Raw genomic sequence first — 10,967 nt, 5'->3', positions numbered from 1 at the left:
TGCCGCCCCGCCGCCGCCTGCGCGGCCAGCCCCAGCGCGATCAGCCCGGCCGAGGCGGGAAGCGGCACCGGCGCCGGGGCGGCGGGGGTCTCGGGGCGGCCTGCCACGATCGGCAGGCAGGCGACATCCTCCCAGGCCATGCCGTGCAGCGTCACCCTGCCGTCGCCATCGACCGTCAGGTTGAGCCAGCCGTAATGCGTGCCGCCCGCGCCATCCAGCGCGAAGCCGAGATGGCCGGTCACGCTGGCGCCGCTGCGCACCCAGCTGCCGCTATACCGGGACCCGCCGGGAATGCTGCCGGAATACCGGTCGGCAAGGCGGGACTGGCCGGTCCAGCCCAGCCGCGCGCCGATCTCCGTTCCGGCCGCCAGGGCTCCCCCGGCCGATATCCGCGTGCCGCCCAGACCGTAGGCCCGGATCTCGCTATCCGAATAGGAGCGCCCCCAGTAGCGGCGGTGGCTGTAATAGTCGCGCAGGTACAGATCGTCCCGGCCGTCGCCATCGACGTCAAGGCGCCAGCCCTGATTGTCCGCCAGCACGCGATCGCCCAGGTCGGCCTGCAGGACGGCAGCCGGGAGCGACGCGGGTACGAAAAGACAGAAGGCGGCCGCCAGGGCCGAGGGGAGGAAGCGTTTCATGATGACGGAATCCCGGCTGAACAGAATGACACGGGCCGGGCTGTCCCGGCGCCGCCTTCCTGCCGCGGGGGACCAAATGCATCAAGTTTTCAGTATATAATGAGTTAACGGCACGCCGGAGCGCAGAATGCAGAAGGGCCGGTCTTCCGACCGGCCCCCTGAATGTCCCGCAGATGCGGCGCTCACTCGTCTTCGAGCGACTCGACAGCTTTCTCCAGCTCTTCCTTGGACACCTCGGTCTCGGAGACCTGGGCCAGTTCGAAGATGTAGTCGACGACCTTGTCCTCGAAGATCGGCGCGCGCAGCTGCTGCTGCGCCTGCTGGTTCTGCTGGATGAACTCGAAGAACTGGCGTTCCTGGCCCGGGTACTGACGCGCCTGCGCCATCACCGCCTGGGTCATCTCGGCCTCGGTCACCTCGACCTCGCTCACGCGGCCCAGCTCTGCCAGCAGGAGGCCCAGGCGCACGCGGCGCTCGGCCAGCTTGTTATGCTCCTCGGTCGGCTCGATCTTGGCATGATCGTGGCCCTGCACGTCGGGGTTTTCCTCGTGCCACAGCTGATGCGCGATCTGGCCGGCCTCGGCCTCGACCAGGGTCGGCGGCAGATCGAAGGAAACCATCCCGTCCAGCGCATCCAGCAGCTTGCGCTTCTGCACCTGGCGCGCGGCACCGGCATATTCGGCCTCGAGGCGCTCGGCGATCTGGGCCTTCAGCGCATCCAGCGACTCGGCGCCGTACTGCTTGGCCAGCTCGTCATCCAGCGGGGTGGGGACGGAGGATTCGATCTTCTTGATGGTGCAGTCGAAGACGGCTTCCTTGCCGGCCAGGTGCTCGGCGCGGTAATCCTCGGGGAAGGAGACGGTGACCGCCTTCTCATCGCCGACCTTCACGCCTTCCAGCTGCTCCTCGAAACCGGGGATGAACTGCGCGGAGCCCAGCTCCAGCGGGAAGTCCTCGGCCGAGCCGCCCTCGAATGCCTCGCCATCGACCTTGCCGACGAAATCCATGGTGACCTTGTCGCCCTTCTCGGCGGCGGCACCCTCGGCGCGGTCTTCCCAGGACTTGGCGTTCTGCGCCAGGTTCTGCAGCGCTTCCTCGACCTCGGCCTCGCCCGCCTTGACGACCAGCTTCTCCAGCGTGATCGACTTCAGGTCGACTTCGGGGATCTCCGGCAGCTTCTCGTAGGACATCTCGACGGCGACATCGTCACCCTCTTTCCAGTCGTCATTGGTCATCTTGACCTGCGGCTGCAGCGCCGGGCGGTCGCCGGAGTCCTCGAAATGCTTGGACATCGCGCCGTCGATGGTTTCCTGCATCGCTTCGCCCAGGATCTGCTGGCCGAACTGCTTGCGCAGCAGCGCCAGCGGAACCTTGCCCTTGCGGAAGCCCTTCATCTGGATCTCGGGCTGCGCCTCGGTCAGCTTCTCGACCACCTTCGCGTCCAGCTCGGCCGCCGTGACGGTGATCTGGTAACCGCGCTTCAGTCCTTCGTTCAGGGTCTCGGTGACCTGCATGGGGGGTTCCTTCTTGAAAGGCGTCTCTGAGTTGCCGGGCGGTGTATGGGCAAGGGCGGGCCGATGCAACCCCTGCCGATGCGCGGGCGGCCCCCCGCGCAGAAAAACAAGGGCCATCGCGCCCCTTTCCGCCGGTTTTCGCCGCGCCGGCTCAGCCCGGGCGGGACCCGGCGCGGTTCAGCGCGACGACATGGTTGTCCCAGGCCACGGGCTGCTCCGCCAGGGTCTCGGCCCCGGCGCCGGAGAAGCGCGCGATGCGTCCCGTGCCGGAGGTCAGCAGAAGCCCCTCTCCCGCCGGGGCCAGGCCGCAGACATCCGCCTGCGCCACCGCCGCCAGCGGCCGCCCGGTCGCGGTCTCGAAACTCTGCACCAGCGCGCCGCGCGGCGAGGAAATCGCCACGATCCGCCCGTCGCCGGAAAGCGCCACCGACCCGGCATAGCCCTGCATCGCCCGGTGCCCCGCCGGATCGAAGGCCGGGAAGGACGGCACCTGCCCGCGCCGGTGCAGCATCAGCAGCGGCGGCGCCGCCGCCACGTCGCCTTCCCACTGCATCGCCGCCGCGACCAGCCCGTCGGAGCGCACCGCCAGGTGGCGGATCGAGTTCAGGTGCCATTCGGGCGGCAGATCCACGGTTTCGAGGATCTCCCCGGCGGCGGAGGCATAGACCAGGGCGGGCCGCATGACGGGCAGGTTCAGCTTGGTCCGGCCGCTGTCGGGATGGGTGTCGATGCCGCCATTGGCGATGGCCATGACATCGCTGCCCGGCAGGAACAGCGCCTCATGCGGGCCGATGCCGCCGGACCAGAATTCCCCGATGCGCCGGTATCCGGCCGATGCATCCCAGATCCCGATCCGGCCCTGGCCCTCGTCAAAGGCGTTCTCCGGCGTGTAAAGCAGCCGACCCTCCGCCGAGAAGGTGCCATGTCCCATGAAATGCCGCCCCGGCGGCGTCTCCAGCCGGGCCAGGACGGCGCCCGTGCGGCAGTCGATGACAAGGGCGAAAGTGCCCGGCCGGCGGGCGAAGGCCACCGCCTCGGGACGTTCGGGATGCCCCGCCCCGGCATGGCCCCGCCCCGGCAGAGCGACCTCGAAGGCCAGATCGCCCGAGGCGCGCAGCCCGCACAGCACGTAGTCGCCGGATCCGCGGCGTCCCGCGGCCAGGAAATCGGGGGCGCCGGCCTCGGCCCAGCCGGGGCGCGGCACGGCCCCCGCGGCCAGAAGGCCGGCAAGGAAATCTCTGCGCGAGGCCATGTCAGTCTCCGTCCTGCGAATTGAACCCCTCGGCCAGTCCCAGCGGCCCGCCGACATGCGCCCGCACCGCCTCGCGCAGGTCGCCGATGCGCTGCTGCGCGGCCTCGACGCGAAACCGGCCCATCGGGTCGGCCACCTCGCCGAGCGCCGGATCCTCCAGCCGCCCCAGGGTCAGAACGGCACGGTCATAGGCCGCCTGCAGCGCCGCGGCCTCCCGGGGATCCTCTTCCGCCAGGATCAGCGCCAGGCGGCCCGTGCCCTCCAGCGACAGCGCGACATGGCGCAGCGACCGGCCCGAACGACGGGCCTCGGCCCGGGTCGGACGGGGATTGTCGAATTCCCCCATCGGCCGGCCCAGCCGCGCCTCGATGGTGAATTGCAGCCCCGTCATCGCGGCGGTGTAGAGCGCGCCGAGCGCCTCCGTCTCGCTGCGATAGGGGGCATCGGGCGCGGGATGGAGGAAGGCCGCGGCATAGGGCCCGCGCCAGTCGGCGGCAATCGCCGCGCTGGTGGCGGCGATATCGGCCGCCACGCGCCGCAGCAGCCGGCAGCCATAGTCGCCCGCCCCGGCGAATTGCGGATCGTAGAGCAGGAATTCCAGCGCGGTGAAGCCATGGGCGGCGATGGAGACCTCGGCGAACCCGGCCGGATCGTCGATCACCGGATCCTCCGCATCGATCAGCCCCTGCAGCGTGCGCGGAATGAAGCCGCGCGCATCCGGCCAGAGCCCCAGCGAGAAGGCGCGGTTGTCGACCTCGGCCGGACCGAAGCGCAGGTGGCTGATCCGGATCCAGTCATCCCAGGCGGTGCCGAACGCCGCGCGCAGTTCCGGATCCGCCGGATCGCAGGTCGCGCCCGCCGCCTGTTCCAGCGCCTCGGCGTCGCGGGCCAGCGCGTCGAAGCCGGGCTGGACATGTTCGGTCACCGCGCGCTGCAGCACATCCGTCGGCGCAGCCGCCGCAACCACCGGACAAAGGGCAAGACAGAGGGCGAAAAGGGGGCTTCGCATCAGAGACTCTCCAGGAAGGCGATCAGCGCGTCGCGGTCGGGGGCAGGCATGGCGATGACGGCATCGCGCTGCGCCGCCGCCTCGCCGCCATGCCACAGGACGGCTTCCAGCAGGCTCCGGGCCCGCCCGTCATGCAGGAAACCCGCCGCCGGGTTGACCTGCTGCGCTAGGCCGATGCCCCAGAGCGGCGGGGTTTTCCATTCGCGGCCCGTGGCGCGTCCGTCGGGACGGTGGTCGGCCAGCCCCTCGCCCATGTCATGCAGCAGCAGGTCGCTATAGGGCCAGATCAGCTGGAAGCTCTGCTTCGGCCGCGCGGGCAGGCGCGCGGTGACGTATTTGGGCACATGGCAGGCGATGCAGCCGGTTTCGTAGAAGACCTGCTTGCCGCGCAGGACCGGCGCCCCCTCCGGATCGCGCCGCGCCGGCACGCCCAGATTGCGCGCATAATGGACCAGCAGATCCAGCGCGGCGGCATCCAGTTCCAGACCGCCCTGCCCCGGATCGCCGCCGCCGGGGGCATCGCGGCAGGCGGACTGCGCAGCCATGCAATCGCCCCAATGCACCGGAAAAAGCGGGGAGGAGATGCCGATATCCGCGGACAGCGCCTCGGCCGTCTGCTGCCGCACCGTGGGCGAGCCGCCCTTCCAGCCGAACCGGCCCAGCAGCACCTCGCCCGCGACCTCGCCGGGCACGAAGGCGGGCCGTCCCGAGATGCCGTCGCCATCGGCATCCCCCGGATCGGCATGGGCGAGGATATCCGCCTCGGGGATCGCCTCCAGCAGGCCCAGCCCGGTCATGGCCGGGGCCAGGCGCGGGCTGAGCATCGCCTCGGCATGCAGGGGACCGTAACCCGGATCGGCGATGCGGTAGGTCGGGCGGCGCAGGGTCGCGACGGTTCCGTCCGACAGCGCAACCGGCAGGTCGTCATATCGCAGCTCCAGCCGGTATTCCGCAGCCAGCCCGCGATTTGCCTGATCCTGAAGCTGCCAGCCATAGACCGGGTCGGGGGCCGTCGCGATCCACGCCTCGATCCCGGCGCGCGGCGGCCCGCCCGGAACGGAGATGCGCATCAGAAGCCCCGGATCCCCCGGATGGGCGGGCGGGCTGCCGCGCCCGTCATCACGATGGCATTGCAGGCAGGAGCGCGCATTGAACAGGGGCCCCAGCCCGTCCGAGGCCGTGGTGGAGGACGGGGCCGCCACCCAGAGCTTCTCGAAAAGGGCCTTGCCGACGAGGAAATCCAGCTCGCGCGCTGCGGACATGCCGCCGGAGGGCTGCGACAGGGCCTGCCCGTCCGTCCGGGCCGCGACGGTCCCGGCCCCGCCGGGTCGCGACTCGAACGGCTCCGGCGCATCGAATCGCCCCGCCGGAGCCGTCACCGCCGCGACCCGCTCCGCCTCCTGCGGGCTGCGCGGCGTCGGTCCCGGGGACCCGGCAGCGGCCGGAAACGCGGCCAGCAGCGCCAATACCATAATCTTTCTGTCGGGCATCTTCTCAAGGCAGGTTTTTCCTGATAGTTACAGTCGGACATGATGCGGCGCCAGTCCCGATACCGCCCGCCGCCCGTGACAGAGACAGGATGGAACGGCCGATGTCCCAGACAGCCCTTGCCTTGCCCGGTTTCCCCGACGCCGCGCGCCCGCTGCCCGCATGCAGCGATGCACGGCTGGACCTGATCCGTCGCGAGGCCGCCCGCGCCCGCACCGAACCCCACCTGGATTTTTTCCGTGCCTGCTCCCTGCTGACCATGGACCGCAAGGGCGCGCCGATCGTCTTTGCCCGCGCATTGCTGCGCGTTCTGGGCCAGGCGCTGGGTCATCGTCCCGTCTTTCACCGCGCAGGCGCCGCCGCGCGCAGCTTCGACGAGGTCTGGCTGATGCGGGTGATTGACCGGCTCGAGGTCGGCGACCATGACAGCGTCGCCTTCCTGCTGGGCCGCCGCGTGCCGCAGGATTACCGCCGTTCCGTCGCCTTCCTGCTGCACGGGCTGGTGGCACGGCCCGATCGCGGGCGCTGAGGCGCCTCTCCTCCCGGCCTTCCCCCGAATTCAAAGCATTTCTCTCGGACTTCGGCGCATCTAAGCGTCGGAGAAAAAGAGGTTTTGTCGGGTTTTTTCCCTCTTGCAATCGCGCCAGTTTGGAATAGTTCTAATTTCAACAGCGCGACGCAGCCAGCCCAGAGCCAGCCAGTCCGGACGCGCGTAGCCAGCACAGCGCCAGCCAGACCAGATTTTTTGCATTCGAAGAAAGAGGCCCGAGATGACCCAGACCGCCGCCGCCCTCAGCCAGGACGCCCAGACCGCCATCTGCACCGCGCTGAACCAGTGCGTCGCCGAGACGGCCGTGACGACCATGCTGGCCCAGAACTTCCACTGGAACGTCAAGGGCATGGCCTTCGGCCCGCTGCACGAGCTGTTCCAGAAGATCTACGAGGACCATTTCGAGGGCCAGGACGACCTGGCCGAGCGGGTCCGCATGCTGGGCGGCCATGCCGACGGCATGCTGGCCGGGATGGTCGAACGCTCCAAGGTCAAGGAACATGACGGGCGCGCCACCGACCGCGAGATGATCGCCTACCTGCTGGAAGCCGAGCGCACCATCGCCGAGACCCTGGCAGGCGCGGGCGAACTGGCCGCCGACAATGGCGACACCCTGACCGAGGATCTCTGCATCGCGCGCGGGCAGGTCCACGAGAAATTCGCCTGGTTCCTGCAGTCGCACCTGGAGTGAGCCCGCGGGGCCGCCCGCAGCGGCCCCCTATCCGGCAATCTGATCGAAGGGCGCCTCGGCGCCCTTCTTCGCGCATTTGCGCAAGTAGGCGCGCCGCCAGCCCCGGGCCGATTTCGCGGCAGCCTGCTGGCCCAGCAGCTCCAGCACGAAGGCCCGCCGCTGCTTGTTCTTCGACAGCGCCTTGTAGCCCTTCTTCTGCTTCTTCGTCATCGCACAGGCGATGCAGCGGCCGCCATCAAGGCGGAACTTGCAGACATCCAGGCAGGGGGAGGGAAGTTTGCTGGCCAACGGCGTCATCCTTGCATGAGGGGGCGGCGCACCGCCCGTGCTGGGACCGGAAAGACCGGGTTACTGGAACACGGCCGCGGGATTGTCGAGACTGTCGGAGCCCTCGAAGCTTCCGGCATCGAGCCCGAGCGCCGCGACCACCCGCTCGATGGAGCGGGTCTGGTCCACCAGCCCGTCGACCCCCGCCATGATCAGCGCCTCGCCGGCCTCGTTTCCGCGTTCCAGCATCATGTCGTACTTGAACCCCGCATCGCCCGCGATCTTCATCTGCAGCATCGCGTCGACCGTGGCGTCGAGCTTGGCCGTAAGTTCGGCATCCAGCGCCGGATCGGCGGCAGCGACCAGATCGGACAGCGACGCCCCCTCGATCCGCGTGCCATCGGTCCGCGTATAGGTGCCGTCATAGGCCGAGCGGATGCCGACCGCGTCGTAGAAATGGCTGTTATAGGTGTTGTCGGAGAAACAGTCATGTTCTTCCTCCGGGTCGTTCAGCATCAGCCCCAGACGCATCCGTTCGCCCGCCTGCTCGCCATAGGACAGCGACCCCATGCCGGTGACGATCGCAACCAGCCCGGCATCGACATCCTCCAGAAGCGCCGCGCGCGCCGCGCCGCCATCCTGCCACTGCGCCGCCATCCAGCCCAGGTCCCGCACCAGCAGATCCGTCGCGGCCTGCAGATAGGCGCCCCGGCGGTCGCAATTTCCATGGGTGCAGGCATCGCCCGGCGCGTAATCGGTCCAGGGCCGTTCCCCTGCCCCGGCTTCATGCCCGTGCAGGTCCTGCCCCCACAGAAGGAATTCGATGGCGTGGTAGCCCGAGGCGACATTCGTCTCCACCCCGTCGGCCTCGTGCAGGGCACCCTCGATGAAATCCGGCGTGATCTCGGTGGCGTCGATCGTCGCCCCGCCGGCCTGGAACTCGGTTGCGGCCACGATGTTCAGCGCGGCAAGGGGGTTCTCGTCCGTCGCCCCGCCATAGCCGTCATCGACATAATCGATCAGCCCCTCGTCCAGCGGCCAGGCATTCACCTTGCCCTCCCAGTCATCGACGATGGCATTGCCGAACCGGTAGACCTCGGATTGCTGATAGGGGATGCGCGCCTGCAGCCAGGCCTCCCGCGCCGCCTGCAGCGCCTCGGCGGAGGGCGCGGAAATCAGCGTCTCCACCCGTTCCTGCAGCCGTTCGGCCGTGGCCAGGCTGTCTTCGTATTTCGCCTGGGCGATGGCAATATAGGTGTCCAGCACCTCGGCCTTTTCGACGGCGAAGGCGGGCACGGCACATGTGGCGGCCAGGACGGTCGAGGCGAGAAAGGTCTTGGTCATGTCGGGGTCCTTGAAATCTCGGGCGGCGTGGCGGCGGCCCGGGGGCCGCGGGCTGGCGTCAGGCGGCAGGGCCGCTCACTTGGTCAGAATCAGCTTGGACGAGCGCGTGATCCTGAGGGTGTAGATCTGGCCGTCCAGCTCGAGAAGCGCGAGCTGGCCGCCCTCCGTCAGGCCGCGCGCATCGTAAAGCGGCGGCAGCCCCTCGCGGTGGATCACGGTTTCAGGGGCCGGTGTGGATTTGGTCATGTAGGTCACTTGCGCGTCTCCAGCCAGTCAAGGAATGCCTCCAGCGAAGGCAGGGAAAGAAGGCGCCACGCCGCCCGGCGGCAACCGTCGCAACTGCGGGCAGGCATGCTCCGCAGTGGTGCGGGATTGCCGGATCGGGTCATGGTCGAAACCTCCTCGGGATCGATCTGCACCGCCGCGTCAATATGGGTGGCGGTCCTGATGACGCTACACTGACAAGATCAGTCGGGTTTGGCAATCCGAGTTTTTTACTCAGGAAATATTTTGCGCAGCTTTCTCCGCCCGCCGCGCCGCGGGAAACCGTCTAGGGCCTCCCTCCCGCAGCAGCGCTGGGGCGGGTCATTCCGGCCTCCGGTGGTCCGGCCCCCTGCGGCCTTGCGCGACCTCAGGGCGGCGGCAAAACCCCGCCAGGACGCCTGCCCCCGGCCGGATCCCATCCTGCGCCTCTGCTGCGCCTCGATATCCCGGGCCCCTATCCGAGGGACCGGCCAGCCGTCCCTCGCCCCTGCAAAGGCGTAGTAAGGACTATCCGCCGCCATCTGCGCCGGCGAAGCGTGCCGCTTGTGCCAATGCACATTCCTTAAGCAGCGTGAACAAGGCGTATCCTTCTTCTCCCGAAACGAAAGGATGACCTTCGCCCGCCTGCCTGTCAGCAAGCGCATCCAGCTTCTCCAGCGTAGCGTCGCGGCGCGGATGATTGGACAGGAACACGTCGACACCGGCCGCCCGCGCGATCTCCTCCATCTTCCGGGCCGATGCGGCGTATTGGCGGAAGATCCTGACATCGGGCCCGAAATTGAAACCGGTCCCGCCCCAGAGCATTGCCACATGGCGCTGGGATCCATCCTGCAGCTCGAGGATCGGCGACACCGTTCCCGGCGTGTGACCGGGAGTGAGGTGAATGGCCAGTTTCGACGCGCCGATATCGAGGATGTCGCCATCTTCGACCACCCCGCCCGCCTGGGGCGGGGCGCCGAAGCGGGGATGATCGCCCAGGGCCGACACCAGGGCCCAATCCGCCCGGCTCATCAGCACATCGATCCCCAGGCGATCGGCCAGATAATCGGCACCACCGTAATGATCGCCATGACCGTGGGTGACCAGGACGGCCTTGATCCCTGCCGGATCAAGGCCCAGGGCCGCCATGCCGTCCAGGATGTAGTGCTGCGCCTCCTCGTCCGTATTCAGCCCGTCGATCAGCAGATAGCCCTCTGCCGTTCCGTAGAGCCAGGCAGTAACCGACGGGGTGCCGAGAAACCAGAGATTGTCGAAGACCTGCACCGGCGGAAAATCAGATGGCGCCAGCTGCTCGATCAGCCGGGACGGCCGGGTCTCGCGCGCCGTGCCATCGCGCGCGGGGCGCGAGACCCGCGGAAGGTTCACGTTGCGCATCGGCGCCTCGAGATCACAGAGCGAGGCATAGCCTGGGAACACGCGGGCCGCCGCCAGACCGCGGGCCCGGTGTCCTTCGGCAAGGGGCTGTCCCGTTTCCGAGGCGGCCGCAGCAGCAAAGGACAGAGAGGCCACGCCGGCCCAGACAAAAATTCCGATTTTCATTGCCCACCATCACCGCCCTGACAGGGTCGCCTTGCCGTCACGGGTACGAAGCCGGACGGATCCGGTCAATCCCGCGAACCGGGCAAACAGAGGTCGCGCGACGCCTATTCCGGGTCCCCGGCCCGGGGCGGGCCGACGACACGAACGGCGGTCCAATAGGCCCCGAGGAAGCTGGTCATCGACCGGAAATCCTCGCCGACGCGACTTTTCTCGAGATAGCCCGCCACGTTCAGGTCATAGGCGGCGGAAACATCCTCCGCCTCGCCAGATCCGGTCAGGACAAAGCAGACGAGGCTCCGGAAACGGGCGTCGGCGCGCAGTTCGCGCAGCAGTTCCAGGCCGGACATCCGCGGCAGGCCGAGATTGACCTTGCCCCCGGATCCCGGACTGGGAGTTAGATTACTCGCAGAC

The 10,967-nt window shown here is 68.7% G+C and carries 11 protein-coding genes and 1 pseudogene; 2 read left to right on the top strand and 10 right to left on the bottom strand.

Going from position 1 to position 10,967, the window contains the following annotated elements; genetic code table 11:
• The 5 genes from ICN82_RS20130 to ICN82_RS20110 all read right to left on the bottom strand — a co-directional run.
• A partial coding sequence (locus ICN82_RS20130; protein WP_193186829.1) for a hypothetical protein occupies positions 1 to 638 on the bottom strand: 638 nt, incomplete at its 3' end.
• 182 nt (positions 639 to 820) lie between these two features.
• Positions 821 to 2,152, bottom strand: coding sequence for a trigger factor (gene tig, locus ICN82_RS20125; protein WP_193186826.1), 1,332 nt, complete (start codon positions 2,150 to 2,152; stop codon positions 821 to 823).
• A gap of 151 nt (positions 2,153 to 2,303) precedes the next feature.
• Entirely contained in the window at positions 2,304 to 3,404 is a 1,101-nt protein-coding gene (locus ICN82_RS20120; protein ID WP_193186823.1) for a DUF1513 domain-containing protein, read from the bottom strand.
• A 1-nt stretch (position 3,405) separates the two neighbouring features.
• Positions 3,406 to 4,413, bottom strand: a complete 1,008-nt coding sequence (locus ICN82_RS20115) for an imelysin family protein (RefSeq protein ID WP_193186820.1) — start codon at positions 4,411 to 4,413, stop codon at positions 3,406 to 3,408.
• On the bottom strand, positions 4,413 to 5,885 hold the full coding sequence (locus ICN82_RS20110; RefSeq protein ID WP_226898636.1) for a di-heme oxidoreductase family protein: 1,473 nt from the start codon (positions 5,883 to 5,885) through the stop codon (positions 4,413 to 4,415). The genes ICN82_RS20115 and ICN82_RS20110 overlap by 1 nt, the downstream gene beginning before the upstream one ends.
• 119 nt (positions 5,886 to 6,004) lie before the next feature.
• On the opposite strand from ICN82_RS20110, the gene ICN82_RS20105 reads away from it, so the two are divergent.
• Together ICN82_RS20105 and ICN82_RS20100 are read left to right on the top strand one after the other, a co-directional pair.
• Positions 6,005 to 6,430: a hypothetical protein gene (locus ICN82_RS20105; protein WP_193186814.1), complete on the top strand. Its 426-nt coding sequence runs from the start codon at positions 6,005 to 6,007 to the stop codon at positions 6,428 to 6,430.
• Between the two features lie 241 nt (positions 6,431 to 6,671).
• Entirely contained in the window at positions 6,672 to 7,142 is a 471-nt protein-coding gene (locus ICN82_RS20100) for a Dps family protein (protein WP_193186810.1), read from the top strand.
• A gap of 27 nt (positions 7,143 to 7,169) precedes the next feature.
• On the opposite strand, the gene ICN82_RS20095 is transcribed toward ICN82_RS20100, so the two are convergent.
• From ICN82_RS20095 to ICN82_RS20075, 5 genes and pseudogenes are all read right to left on the bottom strand, one after another.
• A complete protein-coding gene (locus ICN82_RS20095; protein ID WP_407943776.1) occupies positions 7,170 to 7,430 on the bottom strand; it encodes a DUF1289 domain-containing protein in 261 nt (86 codons plus the stop codon).
• A gap of 60 nt (positions 7,431 to 7,490) precedes the next feature.
• Positions 7,491 to 8,753, bottom strand: a complete 1,263-nt coding sequence (locus ICN82_RS20090) for an imelysin family protein (RefSeq protein WP_193186804.1) — start codon at positions 8,751 to 8,753, stop codon at positions 7,491 to 7,493.
• Between the two features lie 75 nt (positions 8,754 to 8,828).
• Positions 8,829 to 8,999 (bottom strand): hemin uptake protein HemP, encoded by a 171-nt coding sequence (hemP, locus tag ICN82_RS20085; RefSeq protein ID WP_193186801.1) that lies wholly within the window; start codon positions 8,997 to 8,999, stop codon positions 8,829 to 8,831.
• 525 nt (positions 9,000 to 9,524) lie between these two features.
• Complete coding sequence (locus tag ICN82_RS20080) at positions 9,525 to 10,556, bottom strand: MBL fold metallo-hydrolase (protein ID WP_193186799.1); 1,032 nt, start codon at positions 10,554 to 10,556, stop codon at positions 9,525 to 9,527.
• A 104-nt stretch (positions 10,557 to 10,660) separates the two neighbouring features.
• Positions 10,661 to 10,967, bottom strand: a pseudogene (locus ICN82_RS20075) (hypothetical protein); the annotation flags it as partial.

Origin of the sequence: Mangrovicoccus algicola (assembly GCF_014903745.1) — a bacterium.
GTDB classification, from domain to species: domain Bacteria; phylum Pseudomonadota; class Alphaproteobacteria; order Rhodobacterales; family Rhodobacteraceae; genus Mangrovicoccus; species Mangrovicoccus algicola.
The sequence above is the reverse complement of the archived record's forward strand: the minus strand, read 5'-3'. Positions and strand labels throughout refer to the sequence as shown.

What these genes read in the sequence shown, in the direction of transcription:
- tig (WP_193186826.1), bottom strand. Translation starts at nt 2,152, where the DNA reads ATGCAGGTCACCGAGACCCTGAACGAAGGACTGAAGCGCGGTTACCAG.
- ICN82_RS20120 (WP_193186823.1), bottom strand. Translation starts at nt 3,404, where the DNA reads ATGGCCTCGCGCAGAGATTTCCTTGCCGGCCTTCTGGCCGCGGGGGCC.
- ICN82_RS20115 (WP_193186820.1), bottom strand. Translation starts at nt 4,413, where the DNA reads ATGCGAAGCCCCCTTTTCGCCCTCTGTCTTGCCCTTTGTCCGGTGGTT.
- ICN82_RS20110 (WP_226898636.1), bottom strand. Translation starts at nt 5,885, where the DNA reads ATGGTATTGGCGCTGCTGGCCGCGTTTCCGGCCGCTGCCGGGTCCCCG.
- ICN82_RS20105 (WP_193186814.1), top strand. Translation starts at nt 6,005, where the DNA reads ATGTCCCAGACAGCCCTTGCCTTGCCCGGTTTCCCCGACGCCGCGCGC.
- ICN82_RS20100 (WP_193186810.1), top strand. Translation starts at nt 6,672, where the DNA reads ATGACCCAGACCGCCGCCGCCCTCAGCCAGGACGCCCAGACCGCCATC.
- ICN82_RS20090 (WP_193186804.1), bottom strand. Translation starts at nt 8,753, where the DNA reads ATGACCAAGACCTTTCTCGCCTCGACCGTCCTGGCCGCCACATGTGCC.
- hemP (WP_193186801.1), bottom strand. Translation starts at nt 8,999, where the DNA reads ATGACCAAATCCACACCGGCCCCTGAAACCGTGATCCACCGCGAGGGG.
- ICN82_RS20080 (WP_193186799.1), bottom strand. Translation starts at nt 10,556, where the DNA reads ATGAAAATCGGAATTTTTGTCTGGGCCGGCGTGGCCTCTCTGTCCTTT.